The following is a 26,887-nucleotide window of genomic DNA, read 5'->3' as shown; positions in this document are numbered from 1 at the left end:
TTATCTGATTTGATTGTTATTGCACACAAGTACGTCCCCAACGATGAAGTCTTTCGACGCCGGGTGATGAGCACGGAATATCCTGCTCGCTTCAAGATTGAGGGACAGAGGGATAAGTTTGCCTTCCTCGTTGACGACCATTGTCGTGCTCCCGTCCAGTTCCACCAGTTCGATGTAGCCGCCGACAATCGCCTGCATCTCCTCCAGCGTGAAGTCTGAGCCATTGGCTGGCTGCACGGGTTGGCGTGTTCCGTCCGTTTTGATGATTTCTGTCATAGTTGCTTTGAAATTTTAAGATTCATGACTCGCCAGTATATCCAAAATCTGTTGCAAAGGGAATTTTTCAGTATAGAATCGCTCGTCGGTATGTTTGCCGTACGCCCGGTATCTGGCTTCCCCGTTTGCAAATACCGCCAAGATATGGCTGACCAGCACATTGTCCGGCGGAACCAACCTTTCCAGTTCCGTTTCGGTCAGTTCCACGAAGCACCAGTTATTGTCTTCCGGCAAGTCCTCGCTGCCCAGTATCCCGTCCTCGTCCGGCTGGTAAAAACCAACCGATATGTCATAAAAGTTCAAAGACTGGAAACTGATGTCATCCTTGAATGGCTTGACGGCTTCCAGCCTGCCGGACTGTGTCTGTCTCCACTCTTTTGACAGGTACACGATTGCAAAGTCGCAGCAATCCCATGCACTGTCAGTTCCTGCCTTGAGCAGGAGGTATGGGGTAGGTTCATTTGAGATTTTCATCGTATTTCCCTCCTTTTATGCCACGCGTGATACCGTTTCACGGTGCGTAGCTGGTTAATGATATGGCCAAAAAGCTCGCGTGAATAGATGCGGTAATGGAACACAGCCGAATACTCGCATACATTGCCGTGAAAGTCCACGTGGGAGCGGTCATCCGCAAAGTCGAACAAGTCGCCCTGGATTTCCAGCGTGTATTTGTTCTTCCGTAGCCAGTCAAAAAACTCGAAGATGTCCTTCTTTTGGGAGTAGAAAGTGCAGTATTCGTAGCGGTTTCCGCGCAGGTTCCTCAGCAATGCCGCCATCTCGTTCCGTTCCCGGCGGTCGCCAAATTCGGATCCCGTCCGAGTGGCGAGGTTCTTCAGGAAATATATTTTACCTCCATACTCGAAATAGTACGGTATGTAGGTGACCGTCTTTTTGTACCAATTGACATATTTGACAAAGGAAGCCTTCTTGACGATGGCGGGATGCAGGTTTACTTTCTCCATGTGTTCCCGAATCTGGCGGTAGATTTCCGCATTGGAAAGACGTATGGGACGTTCCGCCCGGAAATACCTGCCGTCCGACTCGAAACAGAGCGCGTACAGGTTTCGGTAATACGGTTCCCCGACAAAGAACCAGTCGCTCTGCATGCGGGCCGGAGGCAGGCATTCCAGCAGTTCGTAATAACGTTCCTCCGTAATTTCATGGAAGGGCTTGCAAAGTGCCCGGGTATAACGCTTCACAAGCAGTGTCATGCGTACCGGTGATACAGCGACCAGGTACGGGTTCTTCTCCCTTTCGCGCAGTGCTTCCAGCGTCTCGCCGCCGTAGTCGCTGTGCATGTCATCCGACATCGACGTGAGGCATGTCCCGTCGAAATAACGTGAATCGATGATGTATCTCATGGGCACTGGATTAAATGGTTATTTTCAACACCTGACCGGCGGCATATTCGGCATTGCGGGTGAGCTGGCGCTGCCATGCCTGGTTGCGTGGCGCCCACTTGAAAGCGTTACGCTTCAAGGTTGTACGCATATCGGTATCGGGTATTTTGTCGAAGAGGATTTGCAGGCGGTCTTCTTCGAAGTTGTAGACCACCTTGCCGCCATCGAACGGAATCTCACGATTTTCACGGCTTGCCCGTTCCTGCTGCTTTTCCCGCACCTTGCGGACGAGTTCGGGATACTTGAAGATTGAATGGCGTGCCGTGACGACAGGTTTCTTGACTTTGTCGTTCCACTCTCGCAGACGAGCGACGGCACGGTCGATGATTTCCACGTTGCCATGGTTGACATAGGTGGAGAGTCGCCCGGCGAGGTTGCTGACGAAGAGAGCCCGGCTATAGCCTCGTGCCGTACCCGTATCGATACCGTGAATGGTCGAGGCGGCATCGTCGATAAAGGCTTTGACCTTCTGCCACTCCTCCTCGAGACGCTGTTCTTCGGGCTTGGCCGCTTCGGTAGCCTTGCGAATCGCTTCGAGTGCACGTTCTCGCCATTCCCGGAACGCCGTGACGCTCTTGGCGTGGCTGTTGCAGGCCTTTTCGTTGCGGCCCGTGTTGAAGCGTGCAGGTCCCGTAATCATCGCGCTGGCACAACGGCTGTTGGCGGCGATCATGGCAGAGAAATAGCGTTTGTAGTTTTCCATGTAACGTTCCCGCTGCTGCTCGGGCATCGACTGCAAATCCTCGTGCAGTTCCTTTTCGTGCGAGGCGATGTCTGACTCACCCCGCTCGTCGGGTGAGAAGGAGGTGAGGTTGTAGGAGCTGCACGCCTGCTTGAAATATTCTTCCAGATAGCCCGGGTGCGCCACTTCCACAACTTCCCAGTCCTTGAAGTCCGCCGGGGCGAGGATTTCTTCCTTGCCCGGATTCCCTACAAGATGGGAATAGCTGCAATACCCGTGTCTCTTTCCCCTGAAAAGAAACGCTACCGGTTCGCTTTCCGGGGCATCCACACGCCGCACCATGGTCACACGATGGGCATTTTCCTTTGTCAATAATGTTGTTTCCATACCTTTCTTCTTGATTTCGTTATTTGATTGTTTCCGATTTTTATTGTTGCTTCATCCGGGCGGCATGGTCCATTACAGAGGCGAACCCCACCTCGATACCTATCTGGTATCCGCCCTTGATAGTCGATTCCAGCTCCGCCTCGCTTTCGATCAGGGATTCCGAATCATCGGCATAAAGCCTGTACAGGGAGAATACGTCTGCCTCCCATAGCTTCCGGGCATTTTCCGCCGATACAAGCAGCCACACGAAACCGTCCTCACGGGTTACCTTGACGGCGGCTTCGCTATGGCTCAGAGTCCGCCACTCCTTGATGTCCAGTGCCACCCTCCACACGATATACATCAGCGCATCGTGGCGGCTTTTAATATCAGGGGAATCGCACAGGCGGCTGGCCACATCTTTGAGTGTCCGGAAAGAGTCCGCCATGAACTGCTCCACGACATACGGCTTTTCGGCAATGGCGGAACAGGCATCGTCCGCCCTGCCTGATTCCGGAACGGTCTGAATATCCTCCTCTTCAAGGAAGATTTCACGGTGCAGGTAGTCCAAGTAGTAATATGATTTCATTCCGCTTATTCTTTGGGGGTGAAAGTGATTCTCGTGTGCCCGTCATAACCGAAGGACGATTTCAGGCCGAAGGCTTCGGCATCACTGCTGATGCAGCAGATGTCCCAAATCTCCAACCCTCCGGCGCAGGTTATGACGGTATTGTTTTCAGATATTTGCGGCGACTTGTCTTTCAATGCAGCCCCGCCGCAGATGCCGCGTAGAATAACACCACGCTGGTGGGTAGTAAGTTCTTTCGTTTCCATAGACCTAATCTTTTGCTTTTACACCGAACATGTTCTCCATTGTACTGGCGAGGGCTTCCTTGAAACCGTCGCTTACGCCCCAGTATTCAAGTAACCCGTTGCCGATGACCTGCATCTGTTTGTCGGTGGGCATATCGCCATCATACCCGTATTCCTTGAGCAGGGCACGGCTGATGATGACACCTTTTATCTCGTTGATTCTATGTTCCTCTCCCATAGCCGTTAATACATCTTTACCCGCAGACCAGATATCTGCTTTCTCGTTATTTCTGTCATTTTCTTTATCCGTTTATAAAAGCATAGGGGCATTCCGCCCCCATAGTTGTTATTAATTCATATTATTTTGCATGATTTTTTCCGGAACACCTATCCGGCATAGATGTACTTGAGCTTGGGCACTCCGTTCTGGAGCACGGTGAAGGCGTTTTCTTCCACCTGCACGTCCTTTGCCTTTGGCCACCATAGCCACGAGAGTTTCCCGTCGGGTTTGAGGAATGCCACGGCATTACCCTGCACTTTCCCGACCTCACGCACGCCGAGGTCTTTTCCGCCCTCGAACAGCCGGACGCACCGCCACTTCGAGCCAAGCGTCATTTTCCGTTTCACGTCTGCTAATGTTTTCATACTCATTGCGTTTTTATTATTGCATATAAATTCTGCATTTCCGGTTGCACCGTCTCAGGCTGTCCGCCGAGAGCGGATAACTGCGGTTCAAATGGTCGGGAAACCCTTCTCGGAACATCAGCTCCGCCGTAGCGTACTCCTTGCACCATTTCCGCCGACGTCTCCCACGGGCAGGTCTCGTTTCCGGCATCCGCCTTTTCGGAGATTTCGGCACACGCCATTTCCCACCGACAAACACCGCTTCATATTCCCGTTGTAACACGCCGCTGCAATACGCCGCCACGCTGACAGCGGGCACACTTCCGAGCTGTCCCGTCGCGGCAAGGCTGTCAAGCGTATCGGTGGCAGCCTTGAAACTGGCAAAGCACCCGTAACTGCGGGTGCGCTTTGCGTCAAACACTTCTATCATATTTATTCGTTTTATTATTGGCACATCCGTTCTCCGCTTCCCCGCACAGGATAACAGCGGAAGCACGGCAGGCGGTTCCGCAGAACGCCAGACCGTGCTTAACCGTGTTATATACAAGGTAGGCACAACGCCTCACGGCGCAAGGAAGTCATATCGGAGGGAATTTTAGAAAAGTGCGGGCATTTCAGGGTGCAATCCTGACACAGTGTATATCAATGCCCGAAAAAGCGCGCACGCCCCGCAGTTTCCGCAGCACGTGTGCGCGTCATGTCACTCGCCATCGTCCCCGCTGTCAATTCCTGCGGTGATGTTGCATATCTCCTGCAATGCCGATTCTATCTGCACAAGGTCGTCGATGTCGAACTTCACGGCATCGCAGTCCTTCTCCCACACTTGGCGGGCTATGAAGACGGCATCATGCAGCGACCGCTCGGACTCTTCCAGAGCGGTCTTCAGGTCGTCCACGGTGTACTCCCCGTCCTGCGGCGGAGGTACAGTCCCGGCACCGTTTTTTGCCGGGAAATTCTTTTCGCCTATCACGTTACAGTTGCTTTCGCCCGAAATGAAAAGCGCGTATCCGTGGCATACGTCACAAGAACACGCGCTTACGACGGCAGATACGAAAAGGGCAGGCAGTCCCACACGTTCAGCGGGCTGCCTGCCGTCCTTTTGCCTTTTTCGGGCAGGTTTCAGTTACTCCGTTGCCCTTATGCCGCCTTTTTGCTTTCGTCGGCAACCGTTCCGGCAGGCTGTTCCACCACCTTTTCAGCCTTGCCGGTCTTGGTCGTTTTCTCGGTTGGCTTTTCGAGGCTGGCGAGATTCGGGGCGAAATTCATGGCGTTGCGGATAGCCTTTGCAGCGGCATGGATTGTCTTTTGGAAATCACGGTTTGACTTCTCGAGGTCTACTTTGGTCGGCACAAGACCGATACGCGCCCAAACGCTGTCGGTAAGGTCGTACTTCTTGATACGATTTCCCGACTTCTCGCAGATGATGATTTCCGCAGGGGTTGTGGCACGGAATTTCGAGCGTATGCCGTCGGCATCGGCACGCAGTTTCTTTTCCTCCGCAATGGTGTGCCACATAGTTGCGACCATGTTTTTAATCACACGGAAAATCTCGTTGTCCGACTTGTCGGCAGGCTCAAAGTCCGCACCGAAAAAGTGCTGTGCCGTCTGCACGAGTTCACCGTCCTTGTTGGTAGAGTTGTAAACCAACATGATACCTGCAAACGAACCGATGTTTGCATACTGTTCCTTGTTCAATTTAGAAGTTGCCATAATGATAAAATTTTAGAAACACTGCGCAAAATCACGCATTGCGGGCACTCGGGGAGTCGAACCCCGAACTCTGCACCATAGCGCAAAGTGTGGCATTTCCTGCCACGCGCCCAAAAATTTGCCGTGCATTTCACCCTGCACGGCAAAATTTTTCGTAACTTTGTCGCACTTAAAACGTACCCCATAGCAGAGCTATCCAAATGAGCGCATTTTCGGCATATCGTATCTTTGCACGAGTTCTACTCATCGTGTCGTGGCTCTGCGCTGCTTTACTCCAATTTCGGCAAGACGCTTCTCTGGCACGTTCCGGATCTTTTCCAATCCGGCAGCTAACAGTAAGGCGGTGGGCGGCTGGTGATTATGGGCATAACATTGGCAATGCTCTTTTCTCAAGCTCCGTGCGGACTGTTTTTCCGCTACCGTGCATTTTATCTCCGTGCGCACAAGGGCGCAATTATGGCATTATTCTTGCACGTCCTTTTCAGTGGCGGTATTCTCAATACTCCCAGCGACTTGCAAAAGTCTTGACGTATTTCCGGCACTCGGAATAAATACGATTTATCCCGTTCCATAAATTTCCCTACTTTCGTAGGTTGGCAATACTGGTATTATTGCCCCGTGCGAAGCGTGGTTATTTAACGCACTCTTTAAGCGTACCTAAACGCACACGGTGTTGTTTCGGGTGTTACCCTTTGACGGCTCAACAACTCACTTTCGTGTAAACGCCGTTTTTGTTTCTCGCTCTCGGCGGTCTTTGCTTTTCTGTTTTTTAATTCTGTTTTTTACTATCTATTTTTTTATTCGTTTTTCTCCGTACTTGTTTGCCGTTTGTTTGGCTTTCGAGTACATGACTATTATAAAACCGTTTTTCAGAACTGCAAAACTTTTTGAGAAAAAAAATTTGGAACGTTCCAAAAACAGCCTTTTTGCAAATATGGAACGCACGCGCGCGAAGGGGATTTGTAAATAGTTGAATATCAATAAAATAGAAAAAATGATTTTCTTTGACAAAAATTTTTCCTTTGCAAAAATCAAAAAAGCCCCGTTTCAACGTATGTATAAAATCAAAATCAGTTTTGTCTATTGATTATCAGATTATTAACTGCTTAAAATGGATAAAATAGGACTGAAAAGATTTTTTTACTTTCAATTTGTAAGCAAAGATAATGTAAAAGACGTTTTTAGGCTTACTTTATACAAAAGTAAACCTAATAAATTATTGATATTCAATGGTGTAATAAAAATAAAAAGATTAGGGAGGGTGTACCCTCGGGTGCGGATTCGGTCTCTGTCCTCGGGCCGTTTTTTCAAGTCCGGTTTTCCAAAATGGCTCAAAATGCGGCTTTCGGATTGAAACTGTAAGCAGGTATCAAAAAATATACAGTAAAGTACTTGTATTTATCATGGTTGCTTAAGGTGCTGGTGTTCACCATGTCCCATATTTTTGAAATATTCTCATTTGTGGATGCCTGTCCTTTCAATTTTCACGGGTGTACAGACTTTCTGCACGATTTCCGGGTTCCGGCTTGAAGTTGTTTTTTAGATACGCTGAAAACGCATCAAAAAATATATAGAGACACGTCGGTATATTGACTGTTCTTAACCGGATTGGACGACGGAAAAGGAGGATGTGTATTCCTGTCATTCAGTATGTTCGGATATGCTTTTCACAATCGGACAATCTTGTAATGTTTTGTTCCTTAATCATATAGAATATACAGAACGAAGCTATCCACATGGATTCCGACTTATTTGTACGGTTTTTGTGACTTTATACAGGAAACCGTGGAAATGCAGAAGAAATGGGGTTCAGTCACCTGCCTTTTTGGTGAATTATACGTATATTTGCCGTATTGTATCCACTTATGTATGAAGTATGGCATTTTGCTGTTACAGGAAATATCTGGATAAAGAATCGAAAGAATGGAATCATATCATAAGAAGAAAATCGGGAGTATTCCGAAAGACAGCACGGGTGGGTCGTCCATTCGCAAGGGAATGGTCGTCTTCAACGGTGGGACATCGGAAACCGGACTTGTGGGAGATGTCACGGGTAATTGCGTGTCGGTTCCGGTAAGGATGACTGCGGGCAGAGAACTCGTTACCGATGACGCGGTCATGTTTCTGAATGATTGCCGGGAAGCGAGCGCAGAGCAAAAGATTGCCCTCCAACGCCTGCTGAACGAAGGCCATCTTGCATGGGACAAGCGCCGGGGTGTATGTTCGGAATCTCTCTATGCTCCCAAAGACGGACAGTTGGTAAAACTCAGTATCCTGGATGAGCATGTAATACTGGGGGCTTTCAAGGAAATCGACGCAAAAGGACGTGTTGTGCTGTATTGCCTGCTGGACGAAGACGGGAGCCTGCGCTATTCCCTGCATGAAACAGTCGGGTACGCGGTGAATCTCCAGATACTGCCTATCGGAACCAGTGGCCGTAGCAGGCTTTCCGATGCTCTACGCCAGAAAGGGCTTGCATGGAACGGACGGCTGAAGGAACTCGAACGGCTGGCAACACGTGTCAGACGCGGTGACAAGTACTATTACCTGAATGACATACTGGAAATCCGTGAATGCAGGGACAACAACAGGCCGGCGGACAGGAAACGGTTGGAATGCGGGAACTATTTCATGGAGCGGAGGGATGCCGAACTGGTACGTGACTGCGTGCGCTCTGTCGTAAGGCTGAACCGCGACAAGGATGCCAGACGGTAAGAGGGTGACGGTATAAGGTATTCGTTCTGTTTCTCTCTCTTGTATCTGGGGAGGAAGTGGTCCTTTAATCCTCATCTTATCCGTTTTCAACACTTTCCGATTCAAAAAAACAAAAAAACAGACGGCGTGCCGTCTGTCATGATTTGTTTCTTTTTTGGTATCTTTTTTCTTTGCGTCAAAGAAAAAAGTACATCTTTCTTCTTTCTTCTTGTATAATACTACTTATAGTATTGTTGCTACATTTGTAACACCCCTCCTGTCAGATACACGGTACATTTGTACCACATTGAGGGGAAAGATGTGGCGAATTTCGCGTCTTTCCACCCAAATTCCACTATCGGGAGCATGAATCGCAAGCCGATGTTGCCGCTTCGGAAAATTGCAGTCGCCTTTTGCAGGGCAGCATTGCAAGAACGAAAACGGTCTGATTTTCACGTGCAGGAAAATAACCGCAAAAAGAGATCCGATAAAACATCTATATATGAAAAATATCCCCTATATTTGCATAAAATTTACATATAACTGCGATATAATATGATTATTCAGTTCACAGTCGAAAATTTCCTTTCGTTCAAGGAGCCGGCGACCTTGTCTTTGGCTGCTTCCGCGCTGAAAGAAAAACAGACCCGGTCCGATGAGATTGTTTTTGAGCTTGAAGGTACGAACCTCTCTTTGCTGAAGAGTGCGGTCATCTACGGGGCCAATGCCAGCGGGAAATCGAATCTGGTCAAAGCACTCGATTTCTTCAAATGGTTTGTCATCAATTCCTCCAAAGGCGTGCAGTCCGGCGAAAGCATACGGGTGGAAAGTTTCCGTCTCAACCGGAGGACGGAACAGGAGCCCAGTTATTTTGAGGCGGTCTTTGCCGACGAAACGGTCCAATACCGCTATGGGTTCGAAGTCGATGAAAAACGTGTACACCGGGAGTGGCTTTATCAAAAGGGCAACAAGCGCAAGGCAAAGGAGGTGGAACTGTTCCTGCGTGACGGCGATGAGTATGAACTGCATCCCAAATTTTCGGTCGGCAAAGAGGTTGTCGCCAAAAAAATGGTGCGCGACAATGCGCTACTTCTTTCCGTGGCAGCACAGTTCAACGAAAGCGTCTCGGTGGAAATCATGGGATGGTTGGCCAACACCACGATTGTTCTTGGCAGCAGCGACGAGCGGATTTGGGAAATGGCGATAGCCCAGATCGATGATCCGTCCATGAAAAGGCGTATTGTGGAGTTTGCCCGGTTTGCAGACTTCGGAATCGACGACATACGCAAGGTTGACAATACAGTCATCAGTTCACACCAGCAATATGACGAGGAGGGCAACGCCACGAAGACGGTCACTTTCCCGTTCCGCGTAAACGAATCGGAGGGTACGATCAAATACTTCTCGCTGGCTTATCCTATAATCGACGCGTTGGATCATGGCAAAAGGCTGGTTGTCGACGAGTTCGACTCGAAAATGCACCCTCTGTTGACAAGTCGCATCATCGGGCTGTTCAATTCCAGAGTGACAAATCCCAGGAATGCACAGTTGATTTTCACGACACATGACACCAACCTGCTTAATGCAAGCCTGTTCCGCAGGGATCAGATCTGGTTTACACAGAAAGATTCGTTTGGAGCCTCGGAACTCTATTCGTTGGCGGAATACAAGGTTCGCAACAGTGCACCTTTCGAAAAGGAGTACCTGATGGGGAAATATGGCGGTATCCCTGTCATCGGCCAGTTTGAACGGTTATTTGACCTGAGGGAGGAAGAATATGGCAGCACGGACGAACAAGCGTGATCCACGCGCGGCACGGACACTCAGGCGTATCAGTTTTGTCCGTGAGGTCAAACAATCCTTCCTGATCATCTGCGAGGGGGTAAATACGGAACCGGATTATTTCAATGCATTTCGCCTGACTTCCGCCAATATTAAAGCGGTAGGCCAGGGACTCAATACGGTAGGTCTTGTCCAAAAGGCTTTACGGATGAAAGAAGAAGAGCGGAAGAAAGGACGCGAGTATGACCAGTGCTGGGTGGTATTTGACAAGGATGACTTTCCCGATCGGGATTTCAACCGGGCTATCGGTATGGCGGAAGCCGGTGGCATGAGGGTGGCATACAGCAACCAGGCTTTCGAGTATTGGTTCTTGCTGCACTATAACCTGGTACAAGGCCCGATGCACAGAAATCAATATGAAACAAAGCTATCCGGCTTGTTGGGCTTCTCCTACAACAAGGAAGCCGGTACAGGCGGTCGTGTTTTCAGGGAGCTGGGCGGTAAACAGGCTCAGGCCATCACGAACGCAAAAGCCGTATTGCGCCGAATGGAGGGAATACCGCCGGCACAGGCGGAATCTTCGACAACGGTGCATCTTCTTGTGGAAGAACTGAATAAGTATATTTAGCATATTCTGTCGTTTGCCCGGATAATATTGTACCCGGCTACCACCTCCTTCCGGTTTTATCGGATTTTATGTCGCAAAAACACAAAAACAGACGGCAAATCACAACGATGCCGTCTGTTTTTATTCATTTACGTTCCGTGGACAGATACGCTCAAACTTTTCGGTGTCTCTCTTTCCATTGGCTGACCTCTTCGTCAGAGACGGATGCCACGGTCCTTTTTTCCACATCGAACATCCGATGACAGAATGCCCTGGTAGAAAAAGGATTTCCAAGTTCCGCCAATATCCCTACAAGCCGGTTGTAGGAATCCATGTGCCACAGGTAATCGTACATCCCGCTGACCGGCACCCGTTCAAGCAATCCCATACGCGTTGTCTTTTCCACGCACTTGTCGAAAATCCGCGAACCCATCTCCATGTTCTCCATGTAGTACCGCTTGCTGCGCAAGGTGTCGTAACCTTTTTCACGCAGGCGTGTACGGTCTGCCATGTACAGCATGAAGATGACCTCTTCCGGGGTGAACGCGCCGACCAGCCCGGTGAAGCATTTCATAAACGGTATCACGTGTTGCCTTTTGTCGTCATTCCCTTTCATGTCCGTTTTCGCGTTCGTTCGTCCGTAATGTTTCCGCTTCCCCGTCATCCTTAATCGACGGATTGACATAGAACTGGCATATCCTGCCGTTTATCATCGGTTTATACACGGCGTATCCCAGTTTTTTGGCGTAACGCCCCACGGATACGCGGTTGGCGAACTTGCCGGTATGTTCCGTCAGGTGTTCCGACATCTCCCCGACGGTCATTCTGCTTTTCAGTTTCATATCATTCGCGTTTAAATGTTTTCCTGATAAAGGATAGCCGCGACTAATACGAACTGTTTGCAAATGGTATGAATTAATAAGAGGCGGTTCCATGAAATCGGCAAAGGAGGAATCAACCGGTTATACTGACACTTCATTCATGAAACCGTCCCTCATCTATTTTCCCATTATCCGGACAATCTCCCGTATCGTGTCGAAGTTCCGCTCGTCCAGCCATTCTTTGGCCACGTTCCACGAGAGCGACATTCCGAACTTCAGGTTCTCCATGGTGATGGTATGGTGCGACAACCTGCCTTCAGTGGGCTTGAGCCCTGCCGCATGCAGTTCACACAGTCCGTCCTGAAAGAATGTGCACCCGCCTGCTTCCTGTTTCGCCTGTACCATCGGCACGATATACGGGATTTTTCCTAACAGCAGGCCTACCGCCCACCGAGTGGGTGCAAGACGCTCCCTGTATCCGGCTTTCAGCAACCGGAGGATGTCTTCCGGCGTACCGAGGCACGGTATCCGGCATTGCTGCCTGCACAGACGGCAACGGCACTCTACCGGCCGTCTTCCTGTCTTGCGGATGATCCGCTGTAATGCCGTTTCCATCGCTATGCACCCGGTGGGCAGTATTCAGGGTTCCTCTTGCGCCACAGTTCTATGATACACTCCCGTCCGGCCTGTGTCCATCGTTTGGTGGATCCGAAAGTATATACCTTGCCCCGGCTGTTCTCCCACGTGTAAGGCACATCGCATTGCCAGGCCCGGCAGGAAGGAAAGACCACCCATTGCCGCTTCTCGTACTTGCAGATGCCCTCTTCGGCAAGGAACTGGTGCAACTGTCGCGGCGATATGCCGAGTTCGTCAGCGATGCGCGTGCTCTTGAACCAGTCCCTGTTCTCGATAAACTCCTCGTAGAATACGATTTTCGGCAGGGATTCACTCACCACCTTCCGCAGTTCCAGAATCAGTCTCGTCGCCGATTCCATATCCTGCGGCATGGGACAATCCATACAGGGCAGACCGGGTGCCGCCACCCTGGGGCGTTCGCGTACGATTGTCTTCCCTCGTTTCACGGAGAGTTTGCCGATAGCCTCGCCCAACCATTCCGCCAAAGACAGGTCAGGGGCGATCCATCTGGCCAACGGTATGACAAGCGGTGATTCCAACCAGGTCGCACCGTGCCCCCGCCCCCGTGTGGTGAAGACTTGCGACTCGTATTTCCCGGTATGTCCGTTGCCGGCCATTTCCCTGCGGAGCATATCCGTGGAAGCGATGCGTAGCCATTCAGACGGGATTTTCCCGAAGTGCATCGTGATCTGCGTGGCGTTGACCATCAGCTTGTCGCCGACACGCCGGAACGTGACGGGGAACCCTTCCTCGAAGTGCATGACGATGTCGTCCTGCGGGACGGCGTGCAGCTCCCCGGCTTCCAGTTCCAGAAGCTTGTTGCCCCACACTTCCAATTCATCAAGCAGGTCACGGGGTATAATAGTCTCCTTGCGTACCAGTTGTAAAAGCCGGCGCATATCGATGGGACGGAAACCCCACTGTTCCCTGCCGTTTTTCCGGAAACTGATTTTCAATGCCGTCGGGCAAACACGGGCGATGGCGCCGTTTTCAAGCAGTTCGTCCCGCTTGAGTATATCGCATATATCCACGGCGCAGATATGGAGCTGGCCGTTATGGTTCCGGGAAACCCTTATGTTCCAGTCCCGGAACGGAACATTCCTATTTTCCCTCATAGGTATTTCCTCCTTTCTTTTGGTTATCAGACTTACGTTTGTTTTCAAGCAAGGCTCTCTTATGTGCCATCTTGCGCACCGGATAGTACGTGCGTTTCTCGCCGCAAAGGGCGTCATAATCTTTCAGCATCAGTGTGCCGAGGTCGGCCAGCTCGATTTCCACATCCGGATGCAGATGCCTGAAATAGAGTCCGCCGCTGCATACATACTTGCCCGTGCAACAGAATGAGATAGCCTGCAAGTTGCCTTTTGTCAATTCCGCCGCGCTGTGCAGCGAGCGCGTGACCGCTACAAGAACCTGTGCCCCGTTGAAGATGAGCACCATCTTGGGTCGTTTAAATGTGCTGCGTCTCATGTTGTTCTAAAATTTGCGTTAATTCCTCCTTTGTAAATCTAAGACCGGCAGCCTGTACCAGCCAAGTGTCTGAAACCGTAAATCCACCGGACAGCAGTTCGTCCACGCGCTCCAGAAGGTAGACACCGAACGCGGGATCGATGTAAACGACAAATAATAGAGCCAGACATTCATCAATTAACAGGTGTCCCGACGCCTCGTCACGGATGATCATCTTTTCCCTGTCTATTCCGTAGGCGTCTGCCAACGCCGTTGCCCAGTGATGGAAAGCGACACGGAAATCACGGACATTATGCCGGCGTGCATCTCCTTTGGCCTGGATGAAGCGTGTCGCGTCGAAATAGACCGGTCCGTCTTCCCGTAACGTTCCGAAAAGCAGATCGGGGAACTCCCTGTACCGGATTATCCGGCAGGGAATCTTTTCTTCTTTCATGTTCTCTTTTTCATTGTTCTTGGATTTGTATCTAACGTGGTGCAAAGATATATCTTTTTAATATGAAATACACTATAAATATATACATAAATTACACTTTTAATAAATTGTTAATCACTGATAATAAGATATTTACAACATAAATAAAACCGAAATATCTATATATTTAAGTTGTATATTTCGGTTTGTAAATCAAGCATTAAGAGTCCCGTTCTCCATATATTCTTTTAGCCGTAAAAACCTCTCTTGAGGATTGTCTCTACTCTTTGAACAAGAAACAAAAAAATTATGGCTACATCGGACAAATCATTTAACGGGGAACTCTTGGAGAGTATTTTTAAGACCTCCAAAAAGACAATTCAGGAGTATGTCCGCGAAATCGAGCGCAACAACCGCTACCGTTCATGCCGTCAGGATACCGGCTCGGGATATATTCTCGATGACCGCGCCCGGCTCATTGACCTGTATGAAGCCTGCCTGCAACAGGACGCTCATATACGTTCCGTTGTCGAGACACTGGAAAGCCAGATTCTCGGCGACCGCTATATGCTTGCCCGTGTAAACGAAAAGGGAAAATACATCAAGGACGTGGCGAACTCCCTGAAGATACAGGGTTCGCAGTTCGACAAGATAATCAAGGGCATAGTGGAATCCAAGCTCTACGGGTACACCCTGCTTGAAATCATGCCGCATACTGACCCCAGAACGGGCAGGCTGGCGGAAGTCAACATCATCGAACGGCGTAATGTGTTGCCGGACCAGAAAACGGTACTGAAGCGGCAGGGACTGTGGGAGCCGCATTGGGATTTACATGACCCGGCATATTACCGTTGTTATGTACTGGTAAACTCCGGCGACTTGGGACTTTTTTCCGCCACGACCCCTTTGATACTGGCCAAGAAATTCACGGTGGCCAACTATGTGAACTTTTCCCATACTTACGGACAGCCGATTATCCACGGAAAGACGGTCAGCGAGAGCAACGCCGACCGCAAGAGGCTGGCTAACGAGATAGCCAACGCGGCACAGAACAAGGTGGTGGTTACCGGCATTGAGGACGAGGTCGATATCAAGACATTCACCATGTCCAACTCGGAAAAGATATATACCGGGCTTATCGAGTTTGTGAACAAGGAAGTTGCCAACCTCGTGCTCGGCTCCGAGTCGATGGCCGGAGGGATGCAGTCGTACGTGGGTTCCACGAAAGCACACCAGGACATTTTCCGCGACCGTATCGAAGTCTACCGTCGGTATATCGAAAACGTCATGAACGAGGAGATAATCCCCCGCCTGGTGGCTATCGGGTATATCCCCGGAGGATTGGAGTTCCGGTATTCGAACCGGATAGAGATGAGCAACGAGGACCGCATCAAGCTCTATTCGCTGATCACGGACAAATATGAAGTGGCGGCCGATGAGATCGAGAAAGAGTTCGGTATCAATGTGGGCCGGCAGCTCAATGTTATCCCGGGATTAGGTTTCGGAGCCGAAGGCGGCTCATCCGGTCTCAGCCACAACGACCGGGGCATCATGTCGGACGAGGAGTATTTCCGGCGTTACGGACGCCCCCGGGGGGCGAAGGTCGGAAATTTTCTGCGGGGAGCGGAATAGAAGCCCGTCTTCCGCTCCCGGACAACGCTCCGTTCAGGGCTGTCAGGGCATCTGCAACCACGGAATCCGATACGGAAAAGGAGTATCGTGTCATTTTCGATGCATTCCGCAGGCTGATCCTCTATTGGGAGAACAGCGCGGAACGTCTCGACATTATAGAGGACATCATCACCCTGCGTGCCTCTTTCCTCATAGACCGTGCGCTGACAGGTCTGCGAATCGATATGGACCGGGCATTGGAGATACTGAAAAATCACAACTCCTTTACAACAGAGAGGGAACGGCAGCAGCGTGACATCCTGATTGCAGCTATAGACAACCTGGTGGATTTTGCCGCGGCAGAGGAGTATGCCATGCTCGGGGAACTGCCCGAGACAGCGGATGAACAGGACATGGAAGCATACGAAAAGATATGCCGCAGGTATAACCTCGTCCATGCGGAGGAAGAGAACAACCAGGTATTCTTCGCGGCCTCGATGGCCGCATGGTGGATGGCGGTGGATATGGATACCGTGCTTACCTACATGACACAAGGCGATGAACGGGTACGTGCCTGGCATCTTTCATTGGAAGGGATTTCCTTCCGCAAATCCGAGTTTCCTCCGGAGCTGATACCGCCGATCGAATGGGGATGCCGCTGCTTTCTGGTCGCGGAGGGGTTCGCCGCTGTCCGGGCGGCTTTGCCGGATAAGGGAGACTATCTGGAAAAGGTGGATCCGGTCTTCCGGGAGAGCCTGGCAACCGGCGGGCGTATCTTTTCCGATGCGCACCGCTATTTCTCCGTCCCGCTTCCGGGTTACATGAATGATATTGTGAAACGCATTAAAGGAAAGTTCGCCTATGCCCAAGATAACGCTTGATGAGTTTTGCAGCCACTGGGTAAGCAGGACCAGTACGCGCGTCATGGCCAGCCGGCTGGAGTTCAACGTATTCGACTTCGCAACTGCTGCCGGTGACTATACCAGGCAGCAGTTCGTGTCCTCATTCGCTTCGGGGGGATTCAACGGTAGCAAATGGGCGCCTCGTACCTCCAAATGGGGAAAGAGGTTCACCCATCCTCTCATGAACGATACGGGGACTCTGGCCCGGAGCATACAGTCGGAAGCCGGCCGGACAGACATAGTGGGACGGCGTTCGGACCGTACGCGCATCTTCCGGAAAGGCGCCAGGTATTGCATGTGGACTACGGAAAAGAGCTTTCCAGTCAAGGGCAAGCGGGGACGCAGCAAGGAGCGTTACGGGCATTATGCCGCCATACACAATACCGATCCGAAGTTCGGGCTGTACACGGTAAACCAGTATTCCACGCGCCGTCCCGTACACCGGCAGTTCATCGGATTCTCACCGAAGACGGACGACTATATCGCCGCCCATTTCATAGATATGATTTTTAAAGGATTTCCACACCAGCCGTTATGATAAAAGACAAACACCCAGCACCACAGCCCGCACAACCGTCGGCACCGGCGGAGAGCCTGCCTGAAGAAGTTTCCGCGAACCCTTTCGTGGAGATATACCGGGCCGTTAAGCGGGCTGTCCTGACCCTGCGGGAGAATCCGGACGACCCGTTGTCGCCGCCCCTGTTCAAAACCGTCGCTATCGACAACGGCCAGTTCGCCCGCATTGTCCGTGACGATAACACGGAGTATGAGACTGTGTTCCCTGCCGTGTTCATCCACTTTATCAACGTGAGGTACCTGGTACAGCAACAGCGTATCGGTGAGGGACGCGCCACCATGCGCGTGCGGTTTATCCTGAATACGCTCAACAATGCGGACGAAGACAAGGAATGCGAGGCGTTTCTGGTCTTCCAGCGGCTCAATGTAGCCATACAGGATGCCAAGAACCATGAGCCGGCGCTGAGCGAGCGGTGCAACCTGACCTATTTCGACATGCCGCTTTCAACCAATATGTTGCAGGCGTACTGGATAGACTACGAGGTATGGTTCAGGGAATCTTCCGCGTGGAAATACAGGGACTGGGTAAAAAGGTATGTGGTCATGCCCCCGTTCACCCAACACAGCGATGCGCCGCAACATGACAGCGGCGGACACGGCTTCCATCCGCGTCCGGAACATGACGAAGTATCTGGTTTTTCGGATACTGGATCGGAAAATTGAAATCCATGCAGGAGATTTATCCGCACTGCGTATAAACAGACATGAATCAGCAGATAATACAAGACTCATGATACATTTTCTGTACTTGCTGAATTTAGAATGTTCAGCATGCCGGTCTTGATACAAATAGTTGCAACCGGTCTGTAATTTGAACAATCTATTATACTGTAAAGATAATCGCATTTCCATAAATGGATGGATTCTCATATTTCCACTTCCATAAATAGCAGTGCAAAACCTTTTCTTTTTCCACCGCCTACTCTTGTTCAAATAACCCTTGCATATGGATATGAACACACTTCAATATGTCGTCGGAGAGGCGAAGGCAGGCCAGCCGGCTGTTATCCGTTTCTTCGGTCGCGTGACGGAAGAGACGACCTCACGTTTCAATGACGAGTTCGACTTTTTGGAAAATATCATCCGTCCCTCCTGTATCCGCGTGTTGATCAACTCGGAGGGCGGCAGTGTCCTTTACGGCATGTCCACCTATTCCACCATCGCCAATGCCACGGTGGATACGGAATGTATCATCGAAGGGGTCGCGGCATCGATGGCCTCCATCATCTGGGCGGCGGGCAAGCGTTCTCTCATGCGTGATTATGCCATACTGATGATTCATAACCCGATGTTGCCGGACGATGACGGAGGGGAACCGTCGGACATGGTAACGGCTTTTACCAAACAGATCGAGACGATTTACCGGAAACGGTTCGGCCTGAAAGCGGAGCATGTGCGGGCCATCATGGACGGACAGGCAGGAAAGGACGGGACCTATTTCGACGCACAGGCTGCCGTCAAGGCCGGCATCATACCTGCGGAGCATGTCATCCATACCTCGAAGCAGCTTTGCCGTAAAGTGCATGACGAGATAGAAGGATTGACCGATACGGCCGCCATCCAGGAACTGATGAGCCGTGTCAGCGCGGGAAATAAACCTTTCAAAGGCATTGAACCTACTCTTACAGAAACGGAAAACGATATGGCAAACGAAAACAAGACACAAGGCTTTGAGTACGGGGCGATTGCAGCCTCGCTGGGCATGAAGGACGGTGAGGTCAAGGACGTGATGGCACGTATCTCTGAACTGGCCGCGATGGAACCCAAATACAGAGAAATACAGAAATCACTGAGCGACGCGCAGACCGTCATCGCCGGAAAAGACGCCTCCATCCGGAACTTGCAGACAGACCTGGCCGCAGCGACGGCACGCCTTTCCGCCTACGAGCAGAAAGAGAAGGACGAGCAGGCTTCCCGTATCGAGACATTGGTGGAGAATGCCATTGCAGAAGGCAAGATTGACCGTGAGGCGAAAACGCAGTGGGTGGAGATGGCCGGTTCCAACTTCGAGTTGGCGGAAAGCACGCTGGCTTCCATTCCCGCGCGGGAGAAAATCTCGAAGGAAATCGCCGATGACCCTGCCAACATCCAGGCCACGGCGGAAGCGACAAAGACCGCCGAACAGCTGATGGCCGAGAAGGTGGCGGAAGTGGTCGGTGCGGATTTCAAGTTCCGAAAGCTCTGACAGACTATCCGCGGGCGTCCGCCCGATTTTAACTGACATGCCGGAGACCGCAGTGTCTCGCGCGGAAACAGCAGGTATCCGCCAGTCGGCCGAGTTTCATTCTTCAACGGAAAACTTAAAACGACAATGGCTGATACAGTAAACTTTCTTCAAAACGGGTATAGCGGCGAAGTACTTGAGGACTTGCTGACCTATACCGTGCAGGGCAATGATACAGTCCGCGAGGGACTGATTCATATCAAGACGGGCATCCAGCACCGCTATACGCTTCCTGCCATCAAGCTGGGCAACATTATCCAGGACAACGTGCCGACCCCACAACCCATCCACGGAGCCAAGGGCGATGACGGCACGAACGAGTACCAGTTCACCGAACGCCATCTTGAGCCGTCCGATTTTATGGTCTATCTCGAGTTTAACCCGAGGGACTACGAGAAGTACTGGCGTTTCGCGCAGCCGGAAGGCAATCTCGTGTTCCGCGAGCTCGACCCGAAAATCCAGGCGACGATGCTCCGTCTCCTTATGGACAAGAAAAACGAGTATATCGGAAACGCCATCTGGACTTCCGCCCGCGGAGGAGAGACGGTGGCCAAGATTACCGCACCGGAAGGCTGCACGAAAATCGGAGCCAACAAGGAGAAATATTTTGACGGGGTCATCAAACGGATCCTCGACAATGTGAACTCCTCCGATGCCGAGGTGGTTGCCGGAGGGCAGTGCATCATTTCGGGAACGACCGAGCTGACGGACGGGGCCGCGGTGGAGGCGGCGCTCTATGCGATGTGGAGGAAATGTCCGAAGCAGATCCGAAAGAAGACATCTCTGACCTTTGTGGTCGGATGGGACGCCTGGGACGCGTATGACCAATATATCTCGGACAAGCAGGTCAAGTATTCCGAGAATACCGAGGTCAACCGCTATCGCTTCAAGGGCAAGCGCATCGTCCCGGTCGTGGGAATCCCCGAACACACGATGGTGCTCGGCGAGTTCTCCACCGGCATGGACTCCAACCTGTGGATGGGGGTGGATTACGCGAACGACACGGACATCCTGAAAATCGACCGTCTGCAGGCCAACTCCGAGCTGTTCTTTTTCCAGATGCGCATGAAAATGGACGTGAACATCGTCCGCCCGGCGGAGATCGTGGTCCATACCGCCTACAAGAAGAGCGAATAACACACCTTTCTTCATTCTCAATATCCACCCGGGGAGCGGAGGCAAGGCCCCGTTCCCCATTTTCATTCTACTGTTATGGCAAAGAAAATCAACACGGAGGAAACTCCGCAGACAGACAACAATAATATTCCTGCACCGGAGGCTCAGGCGGTGCCCGTTCCGGAAACGGCATCGGAAAACCTCGGGACAGGCGGCGAGACTGAAGACAGGCTGCCGGCCAAGACCGCGGGGAAAGGGAATGCAGGGTCGGAGGAGACGACAGAGCCTCACATCCTGTCCCTGTTGAAAAAGTTCCCGGCATATCCGTCGCTGTACATCGACACGCACGGAGGAACCTATGCGCCGGACACGGCGGCCGCCATCAGGGGCAAGGCCGTACTCTACAGGAATCCTTTCTACAACGAACTTAAAAAGAAATCATAATGGCACTCGGTAATGTATTTATCAAGGATGTGGACGGCAATATTCCTTACGATACCGGCTCGTCGGGCGAGAAGGTGACGGGACTGCTGTTCGACGTGTCCCTCCAGCCGACGCTTTTCACGGAGGGGTATGGTAAAACCAATGAGACCAGGCTCAAGCCTGGCGATGTCTGCTACATCACCTCGTTCAAGTCCGCCGTGAACGACTTCGGTATCATCGAACGTGTGGAGGCAACCGACGAGGAGGAGATGAATGTCAATTTCCTGCACGGCATCCCGGCATACCATATCCGTGAATTTTTCCGCATGTCCGGCAATCCGGGCGGTTCAGGAAAACTCTACGTGATGTTCGCGGACTGTTCGGCGAACTGGGATGCGCTGGAAATCATGCAGCGTGCTGCCGGGGGTATGATCAACCAGATAGGCATATGGACGGAACAGCCGCTGTGGAAAGCGAACGGCGCATCGGAACAATACAACCTCAATCTGGTAAAGGGGCTCAACGACGTGGCCGTGGGGCTTGCGGAGCAGAACCAGCCGCTCTCGCTCATCCTTTCCGCCAATCCTTCCAATACGGGGGCGGATACGACTGAGGGGCGTCAGATTGACCTGAATAAAATACCTTCATGCATCTGTGAATCAAGCCGTATCAGCTGTATATTCGGCCAGGCGCATCACGAAAAGATCTCCACGATGCAGATGTGCAACAGGAACCATACGCCCGTGGGATTTTTGGGAGCGGTTATGGGAGCCATAGCAAAGGCCAACGTGCACGAATCCATCGCATGGGTCAAGCAGTTCAATCTCTTCGCGGACGATTTCCAGGAAATAGAGTTGGGGTTCGGGGACATCAACCTCGACGAGGCAGAGGAGAACTTCCTCAGCCTGAACCGGTACGAGTCACTCTCCCCGTCACTGCTGGACGAACTCGACGATAAGGGGTATATTTTTCCCATCAAGTATGCCGGCCGCGAGAACGGGATCTACATCTCGAAAGACCAGACATGCTCACATGGGGATTTCCGTACCATTGCCCGGAACCGCACCATCAACAAGAGCCGCCGTGCCGTGCGTGCAGCCCTGCTGCCGTATGTGAACTCACCGCTGATGGTCAATCCTTCAACCGGGTTCCTCGCCCCGTCGAAGATTACAGCTTTCAAGACACTCATCGGGGATATACTGGCCAAGATGCAGGCGGCGCAGGAAATTTCAGGATACGCCGTCACTATCGACCCGAACCAGAACGTGTTGGTGGACGACACGCTGCGCATCTCCTATGTCCTTGTCCCGGTGGGCGTGGCCGTGAAGATTTATGTAGAGGAAGGACTGTCATTAACCGCAAATAAGACATAGCATATGGCAATAATCAACAATGTAGCATACTCGTGGTCGATGATAACCCTGTCATCGACCGCCCTGGGAATCGATGAAGGTTCCACGACCCTTGAAGGCGTGTCGGCCATCAAATGGTCGAAGAAGCGCAAGGTCGAAAGTAACTACGGCATGGGAGGACGGCCGGTGTCGAGGGGGTTCGGGAACATTACCTATACGGCGAGCATCACGATGGACTATGCCACGCAACAGCTGTTGCGTTCGGTGTACGGCTCGCTGCTCGAAATCGGCGAGTTCGACCTGATTATCAGCTTTGCCAACCCGATGGCCGGCGAGGACTGGACAACGACGACCGTAACGCTCAAAGGTTGCATCTTCACGGAGGATTGTCTCGAGTCACAGCAGGATGATACCAATATCACCCATGAATTCGATCTCAACCCGTTCGATATCCAAATCGGCTCGGGTGATACAATCTAAGCTGTCATGGATGTAACTTTCGAGGGGAAATCTTCTACCGGAAAGAACGAATGGCTCACGCCTCCCTGCCTGCTTCGGAGGCTGGGGCCGTTCGATTTGGATCCGTGTTCGCCCGTAAACCGCCCATGGGATACGGCGCGACATCACTATACCATTGAGGATGACGGCCTGCAACAACCCTGGTTCGGACGTGTGTTCTGCAATCCTCCCTATGACACTGCACTGATTGTCCGGTTTATCCGCAGGTGTGTCGAACACAGGAATGCCGTCGCGCTCACTTTTGCCCGCACGGACACGCGCCTGTTCCACGAACTGATATTCCCAAACGCCGATTCAATACTCTTTATCAAGGGACGGCTCAGTTTTTACCATGTTACGGGGGAACAGGGTGGTACGGCCGGAGCGCCGTCATGCCTGATCGCCTTCAACAAAGAAAATACCGCGGTTCTGGAAACATGCGGTATCGACGGGAAGTTGGTGAAGCCACGACTTCAATAGTCAACCATAAATTTGTTACATAATAACCCGTCTGTTTGCCGGATATTGACCTTGGCTGACAGACGGGATTTATGTATGGCAGACTTAAATCGAAATATGCGCTTCCTTATCGAATGACGTATGCTCGTTACTGAACACATAGCCCAACTGGTTGCATATGCACCGGGTGTTTCCGATGACCTTATTGATATTGCGGTGCGAGTGGCCATATATCCAGTATTCAATCGGGCTGTCTGCAATGAAACCGCCAAGCTCCACGGTAAATGCCCCATTGAGCGGACTGCCCTTGAACTCCGGCGCCATCAGTTCGAATGACGGTACATGATGAGTGGCGACAATGAGATGTCTGGCAGTACTTTGTTTTACGCTCTGTTCCAGAAAACGGAAACAGCGCGAATGTTCGTCATTGAACCTTGTCCAGTCCAGCGGTTCGCTGCCGTAACGCATCCTGCGGAAATCTGTGATGGCTGCCTCAGTTTCATAGGCATCCTGCAACAGGATATGTGACCACAGTGTGGTAGCGATCAATTCTATATCGTTACCCAATGGGATAACGGCATTATAGTGGCAGGTGATGTTTTCCCTGATTTTGAGCGACCAGCCGTTATACAGCTTGTCTATGTCGAACATCTTGTAAAACTCGTGGTTTCCGGGAACCACGATGACCCGGCTGTAATTTCCGGAAGCCCAGTCCCAGAACGGATGTCTGGAGTAGTTCTCATCTCCGATATATCCTATATCTCCGGCAAGGACAAGCACTTCTCCGGCAACAGCCAGCGGGTTGTGCTTCAAAAAACTGCTGTTCTCCCGAAACTCGAGATGCAGGTCGGATGCGTATTGGATTCTCATTGTTGTGTTATGAAATTGGCTTCAAGTTGTTCCAATAACTGTTCTCCGGAAATGCTTTTAAGTCCTGCCGATTTGAAAAAATCAGAGTTTGGCACTTCTTCTTTGACAGCCAGGCAAAACCTGTCAACATCTTGTTTAAGCGAATCAGGAACTTCGTAGGTGTCGGCAGGAGCAAGCATGGCAACCAGCCGGAATACATCTTTCTTGTGCTTGACGATATGTTTGCTGTCCACTTGTTCTCCATTGCTTTTCCGCTCGGTCATTTCTAAATAGGCCCTGCATTTCAGACAGATAAGACTTTCAATGTTCGCAATATGTACGCCCTCCTCCAACGTGCTGTGTTCAATGGTATAATTATAATAGTCATCATCCATCAAAATGGCTGACAGACTTGACAGGTCATCATCAACCGGAATGGGGGTAATGTGGGCATCGTCCGGGAATTTGACAACCCCGATATTTCGTGAAAAGAGTTCTATCTGATACGGGAAATCCGGATTTCCCGGTTCCTTGAACCTGTAATATTCATGCCTGCATTCCCCGTTCCCGGTTCCCTTATTCCTTTGTCTGTACCCTGCGGTTTTTACAAACTCCCAGAATTTTGCAGCAAAATCCGAAGACAGCGCCTCCACAATCAGTATAATGTCTATGTCCTTGGTCGCCCTTGGAGTTTGTGCATATATTTCTTCATGCATTTCACAGGCAGTACCACCTATGATGACATAGTTTCCTTCATATCCGGTGAAAAACTCCCTGAATTTATCAATTCCTCTTACCATATCATATTATTTATCATAGTTTCCAATTCTATTTGAATGCGTTCATCATCCATATCCTTCATGGCCAGAAATAAAGACAATTTGTCTACAATGCCGTTTTTTGAGAAAAAACATGGATTGTAACGCCATATCTCTATGCGGGTCTCGCCATATTCCTTGTCTGTCCGGATTTGCAACCGTCGAGCTTCTTCTTTTGCAATGGCATAAGTGTCATTTTTTTCCTTGTTCAGCATTGAATATTCCGACAAGGCATTTACTCCACTAATACAAAATACTTCATCAGGCAGACTATCGGTATATACAATCCGCTCGATGGGGTTCGCCAGGAACGGCAACATCCTGTCCCATAATTCACGCTTTTTGAACTGAAATATCATACTCTTTGTCTTGCCGCCGGATAAAGCGATAACTTCTTTATCTTTCAGCCATCTGACCGCCCGGTTTACATTGGCATACGACACGTTGAAAAGATCTGCAATATCATAAGTTCCTTTCCCTTCGAGAGACTTTACTTCAAGATGATAAAGGATTATGCATTGGGCAATTGCAGGAATCTGCGTTTCTTCACCTCCCCCGATATTATTTTTATGCGGTTTCAAATCTATCAACAAATCCGGTATGAACATTTGCTTTTGCGGTATGATGAAATTTACACGATGTCTGACAAGACGCCGTACATTATAGGCCGCCACTGTACGCAATACAAATATTACCGGGCATTGGGCTTTTCGCTCAACCAGTTCTTTTTGTTTCCGCATCTGCCCCGGAGTATATGCAGAACTGTCTGCACTATACAGAAGAACTACGTCATGCCCCAACAAGTTAGCCGTACAAAATGTATAACCGGCAGTAATATTGGCTGGGAATGTATGCAAGACATCCTTTTCGACCGGCCTGATGTCCGCCCTCAAATCAAGCAATTCAGCGATGTACCGGCTTGTCACATCTATAAAATCATCTATTTTGCACATAATCATTTATGTTTGAGAATATGCAAAATTAACGATTATATACTATATATCAAAGAAATATATGAAATATATTCAGCGAAATTTCCTTTAAAGACTGATCTGGGAATATCAGGAGCAAAGAAGTTTTTTGTATAACATATGGATTACAAGTGAATAAGAACCGTGTCTTCAACCTTTCCACGATTCTTTGTCCTACTCTTTCGGTGAATCAAAACAAATTCGATATGGACGAAAAAATGCTTTCATTGGAACAGGAGATCAAGATCAAGGAAAAAGCCCTCAAACTGAAAGAGGAGAAGAAACTCCGCAAGATTTGTCCGATGGTCGTTTTCGGAGACACCGCAAACGGCGAGAAAGAGATTTATGTGGCCTACATGTCCGAACCGAGCTTTCCGCAGTTCAGCAAATTCATGGCCGCTTCCAAAAAGGACGAGGTAATCGCCATGCGCACGTTGGCCCGCGACTGCTTCGTGGACGGAGATAAGGAACTCGTGGACGACGAGTCGCTCTTCCTGTTCGGTCTGATGGGACAGCTTTCCGAGCTGATCACCACCCGCCAGAGTGTCCTGGTAAACTTATAAGCCGGTGGGTAGTGACCGACGAGCAGCGCATCCGCCAGCGGATGATCTATGTCCGCCACTACTTTCCCGGCGTCAACCTCGACACGATTTCCGACGAGGAGTTCGCGATGCTTTCCGAAGAGGCGTTGTGGCTGCACGAGCAGATGCTCATCAGCCGTATGCCCGTTCCGATGTCATTGCCGGAGAGGACTCCTTGACCTGCCGCCGTAAGCTTCCGGTTTGCGGCGGCCTT

At 50.7% G+C, this 26,887-nt stretch carries 35 protein-coding genes; 15 read left to right on the top strand and 20 right to left on the bottom strand.

Annotated features, from left to right (window positions below; genetic code table 11):
* The 11 genes from C233_RS0101080 to C233_RS0101030 form a co-directional block, all read right to left on the bottom strand.
* Nucleotides 1-276 carry a DUF3846 domain-containing protein gene (locus tag C233_RS0101080; protein ID WP_008143017.1) on the bottom strand — a complete coding sequence of 92 codons (276 nt, stop codon included), beginning with the start codon at nt 274-276 and terminating at the stop codon, nt 1-3.
* Nucleotides 277-291: 15 nt separating this feature from the next.
* On the bottom strand, nt 292-750 hold the full coding sequence (locus tag C233_RS0101075) for a hypothetical protein (protein WP_008143016.1): 459 nt from the start codon (nt 748-750) through the stop codon (nt 292-294).
* Nucleotides 747-1,637: a hypothetical protein gene (locus C233_RS0101070; protein ID WP_008860787.1), complete on the bottom strand. Its 891-nt coding sequence runs from the start codon at nt 1,635-1,637 to the stop codon at nt 747-749. Before C233_RS0101070 ends, C233_RS0101075 begins: the two co-directional genes overlap by 4 nt.
* A gap of 10 nt (nt 1,638-1,647) precedes the next feature.
* Nucleotides 1,648-2,745, bottom strand: coding sequence for a hypothetical protein (locus C233_RS0101065; RefSeq protein WP_004293631.1), 1,098 nt, complete (start codon nt 2,743-2,745; stop codon nt 1,648-1,650).
* A gap of 40 nt (nt 2,746-2,785) precedes the next feature.
* Entirely contained in the window at nt 2,786-3,313 is a 528-nt protein-coding gene (locus C233_RS0101060; RefSeq protein WP_004293630.1) for a hypothetical protein, read from the bottom strand.
* Between the two features lie 5 nt (nt 3,314-3,318).
* A complete protein-coding gene (locus tag C233_RS0101055) occupies nt 3,319-3,558 on the bottom strand; it encodes a hypothetical protein (RefSeq protein ID WP_018665667.1) in 240 nt (79 codons plus the stop codon).
* Between the two features lie 4 nt (nt 3,559-3,562).
* Nucleotides 3,563-3,775 carry a hypothetical protein gene (locus tag C233_RS0101050; protein ID WP_004293628.1) on the bottom strand — a complete coding sequence of 71 codons (213 nt, stop codon included), beginning with the start codon at nt 3,773-3,775 and terminating at the stop codon, nt 3,563-3,565.
* A gap of 149 nt (nt 3,776-3,924) precedes the next feature.
* On the bottom strand, nt 3,925-4,182 hold the full coding sequence (locus tag C233_RS0101045; RefSeq protein ID WP_004303959.1) for a hypothetical protein: 258 nt from the start codon (nt 4,180-4,182) through the stop codon (nt 3,925-3,927).
* A gap of 16 nt (nt 4,183-4,198) precedes the next feature.
* Complete coding sequence (locus C233_RS0101040) at nt 4,199-4,591, bottom strand: hypothetical protein (RefSeq protein ID WP_004303960.1); 393 nt, start codon at nt 4,589-4,591, stop codon at nt 4,199-4,201.
* Between the two features lie 270 nt (nt 4,592-4,861).
* Nucleotides 4,862-5,233, bottom strand: coding sequence for a hypothetical protein (locus C233_RS22105; RefSeq protein ID WP_004293624.1), 372 nt, complete (start codon nt 5,231-5,233; stop codon nt 4,862-4,864).
* Between the two features lie 65 nt (nt 5,234-5,298).
* Nucleotides 5,299-5,871: a hypothetical protein gene (locus C233_RS0101030; protein WP_018665666.1), complete on the bottom strand. Its 573-nt coding sequence runs from the start codon at nt 5,869-5,871 to the stop codon at nt 5,299-5,301.
* Nucleotides 5,872-7,794: 1,923 nt separating this feature from the next.
* Between C233_RS0101030 and C233_RS0101015 the strand changes: the two genes are divergently transcribed.
* The 3 genes from C233_RS0101015 to C233_RS0101005 all read left to right on the top strand — a co-directional run bounded on the left by C233_RS0101015 (nt 7,795) and on the right by C233_RS0101005 (nt 10,975).
* On the top strand, nt 7,795-8,586 hold the full coding sequence (locus C233_RS0101015; RefSeq protein WP_004293621.1) for a hypothetical protein: 792 nt from the start codon (nt 7,795-7,797) through the stop codon (nt 8,584-8,586).
* 534 nt (nt 8,587-9,120) lie between these two features.
* Nucleotides 9,121-10,368 carry an AAA family ATPase gene (locus C233_RS0101010; RefSeq protein ID WP_004293619.1) on the top strand — a complete coding sequence of 416 codons (1,248 nt, stop codon included), beginning with the start codon at nt 9,121-9,123 and terminating at the stop codon, nt 10,366-10,368.
* Complete coding sequence (locus C233_RS0101005) at nt 10,343-10,975, top strand: RloB family protein (protein WP_004293618.1); 633 nt, start codon at nt 10,343-10,345, stop codon at nt 10,973-10,975. The genes C233_RS0101010 and C233_RS0101005 overlap by 26 nt, the downstream gene beginning before the upstream one ends.
* Before the next feature lie 151 nt (nt 10,976-11,126).
* Here C233_RS0101005 and C233_RS0101000 read toward each other — a convergent pair whose 3' ends face one another.
* The 6 genes from C233_RS0101000 to C233_RS0100975 form a co-directional block, all read right to left on the bottom strand.
* Nucleotides 11,127-11,570, bottom strand: coding sequence for a hypothetical protein (locus C233_RS0101000; protein WP_004293617.1), 444 nt, complete (start codon nt 11,568-11,570; stop codon nt 11,127-11,129).
* On the bottom strand, nt 11,557-11,796 hold the full coding sequence (locus C233_RS0100995; RefSeq protein WP_004293616.1) for a hypothetical protein: 240 nt from the start codon (nt 11,794-11,796) through the stop codon (nt 11,557-11,559). Before C233_RS0100995 ends, C233_RS0101000 begins: the two co-directional genes overlap by 14 nt.
* A 156-nt stretch (nt 11,797-11,952) precedes the next feature.
* Nucleotides 11,953-12,390, bottom strand: coding sequence for a hypothetical protein (locus tag C233_RS0100990; RefSeq protein ID WP_004293615.1), 438 nt, complete (start codon nt 12,388-12,390; stop codon nt 11,953-11,955).
* 2 nt (nt 12,391-12,392) lie between these two features.
* On the bottom strand, nt 12,393-13,526 hold the full coding sequence (locus tag C233_RS0100985) for a phage antirepressor KilAC domain-containing protein (RefSeq protein ID WP_004303966.1): 1,134 nt from the start codon (nt 13,524-13,526) through the stop codon (nt 12,393-12,395).
* Nucleotides 13,513-13,851, bottom strand: coding sequence for a hypothetical protein (locus C233_RS0100980; protein ID WP_004303967.1), 339 nt, complete (start codon nt 13,849-13,851; stop codon nt 13,513-13,515). Before C233_RS0100980 ends, C233_RS0100985 begins: the two co-directional genes overlap by 14 nt.
* Nucleotides 13,852-13,861: 10 nt before the next feature.
* Nucleotides 13,862-14,359 carry a hypothetical protein gene (locus C233_RS0100975; RefSeq protein ID WP_004303968.1) on the bottom strand — a complete coding sequence of 166 codons (498 nt, stop codon included), beginning with the start codon at nt 14,357-14,359 and terminating at the stop codon, nt 13,862-13,864.
* A gap of 243 nt (nt 14,360-14,602) precedes the next feature.
* On the opposite strand from C233_RS0100975, the gene C233_RS0100970 reads away from it, so the two are divergent.
* From C233_RS0100970 to C233_RS0100925, 10 genes are all read left to right on the top strand, one after another.
* Nucleotides 14,603-15,925, top strand: coding sequence for a phage portal protein family protein (locus tag C233_RS0100970; protein WP_008142945.1), 1,323 nt, complete (start codon nt 14,603-14,605; stop codon nt 15,923-15,925).
* A gap of 224 nt (nt 15,926-16,149) precedes the next feature.
* Complete coding sequence (locus tag C233_RS0100965; RefSeq protein ID WP_008142943.1) at nt 16,150-16,785, top strand: phage minor head protein; 636 nt, start codon at nt 16,150-16,152, stop codon at nt 16,783-16,785.
* Nucleotides 16,766-17,344, top strand: a complete 579-nt coding sequence (locus C233_RS0100960) for a hypothetical protein (RefSeq protein ID WP_008860784.1) — start codon at nt 16,766-16,768, stop codon at nt 17,342-17,344. The genes C233_RS0100965 and C233_RS0100960 overlap by 20 nt, the downstream gene beginning before the upstream one ends.
* Nucleotides 17,341-18,045, top strand: coding sequence for a hypothetical protein (locus tag C233_RS0100955; RefSeq protein ID WP_004293608.1), 705 nt, complete (start codon nt 17,341-17,343; stop codon nt 18,043-18,045). The genes C233_RS0100960 and C233_RS0100955 overlap by 4 nt, the downstream gene beginning before the upstream one ends.
* A 283-nt stretch (nt 18,046-18,328) precedes the next feature.
* Entirely contained in the window at nt 18,329-19,567 is a 1,239-nt protein-coding gene (locus C233_RS0100950) for a Clp protease ClpP (RefSeq protein ID WP_004293607.1), read from the top strand.
* 126 nt (nt 19,568-19,693) lie between these two features.
* A complete protein-coding gene (locus tag C233_RS0100945; RefSeq protein ID WP_004293606.1) occupies nt 19,694-20,743 on the top strand; it encodes a hypothetical protein in 1,050 nt (349 codons plus the stop codon).
* A gap of 75 nt (nt 20,744-20,818) precedes the next feature.
* On the top strand, nt 20,819-21,166 hold the full coding sequence (locus tag C233_RS0100940; protein WP_004293605.1) for a hypothetical protein: 348 nt from the start codon (nt 20,819-20,821) through the stop codon (nt 21,164-21,166).
* Nucleotides 21,166-22,518: a DUF2586 family protein gene (locus tag C233_RS0100935; RefSeq protein ID WP_004303973.1), complete on the top strand. Its 1,353-nt coding sequence runs from the start codon at nt 21,166-21,168 to the stop codon at nt 22,516-22,518. Before C233_RS0100940 ends, C233_RS0100935 begins: the two co-directional genes overlap by 1 nt.
* 3 nt (nt 22,519-22,521) lie before the next feature.
* A complete protein-coding gene (locus tag C233_RS0100930; RefSeq protein WP_004293603.1) occupies nt 22,522-22,977 on the top strand; it encodes a hypothetical protein in 456 nt (151 codons plus the stop codon).
* Between the two features lie 6 nt (nt 22,978-22,983).
* Nucleotides 22,984-23,475, top strand: coding sequence for a DNA N-6-adenine-methyltransferase (locus tag C233_RS0100925; protein ID WP_004293602.1), 492 nt, complete (start codon nt 22,984-22,986; stop codon nt 23,473-23,475).
* Between the two features lie 84 nt (nt 23,476-23,559).
* Here C233_RS0100925 and C233_RS0100920 read toward each other — a convergent pair whose 3' ends face one another.
* Genes C233_RS0100920 through C233_RS0100910 form a run of 3 tightly spaced genes read right to left on the bottom strand, consistent with a single transcriptional unit; the run spans nt 23,560 to nt 25,861 of the window.
* Nucleotides 23,560-24,324 carry a metallophosphoesterase gene (locus C233_RS0100920; RefSeq protein WP_004293601.1) on the bottom strand — a complete coding sequence of 255 codons (765 nt, stop codon included), beginning with the start codon at nt 24,322-24,324 and terminating at the stop codon, nt 23,560-23,562.
* Nucleotides 24,321-25,103: a hypothetical protein gene (locus C233_RS0100915; protein WP_004293600.1), complete on the bottom strand. Its 783-nt coding sequence runs from the start codon at nt 25,101-25,103 to the stop codon at nt 24,321-24,323. Before C233_RS0100915 ends, C233_RS0100920 begins: the two co-directional genes overlap by 4 nt.
* Nucleotides 25,097-25,861 (bottom strand): hypothetical protein, encoded by a 765-nt coding sequence (locus C233_RS0100910; protein ID WP_240144685.1) that lies wholly within the window; start codon nt 25,859-25,861, stop codon nt 25,097-25,099. Before C233_RS0100910 ends, C233_RS0100915 begins: the two co-directional genes overlap by 7 nt.
* A gap of 437 nt (nt 25,862-26,298) precedes the next feature.
* Here C233_RS0100910 and C233_RS0100905 point away from each other — a divergent pair, with 437 nt between their 5' ends.
* Together C233_RS0100905 and C233_RS0100900 are read left to right on the top strand one after the other, a co-directional pair.
* Nucleotides 26,299-26,655 (top strand): hypothetical protein, encoded by a 357-nt coding sequence (locus C233_RS0100905; protein WP_008860783.1) that lies wholly within the window; start codon nt 26,299-26,301, stop codon nt 26,653-26,655.
* Nucleotides 26,656-26,696: 41 nt separating this feature from the next.
* Nucleotides 26,697-26,852, top strand: a complete 156-nt coding sequence (locus C233_RS0100900; RefSeq protein WP_008142926.1) for a hypothetical protein — start codon at nt 26,697-26,699, stop codon at nt 26,850-26,852.
* Nucleotides 26,853-26,887: the final 35 nt, after the last annotated feature.

The sequence above is a fragment of the Bacteroides gallinarum DSM 18171 = JCM 13658 genome, from assembly GCF_000374365.1.
Classification (GTDB): domain Bacteria; phylum Bacteroidota; class Bacteroidia; order Bacteroidales; family Bacteroidaceae; genus Bacteroides; species Bacteroides gallinarum.
This window is presented reverse-complemented; position numbering and strand designations above follow the sequence as displayed.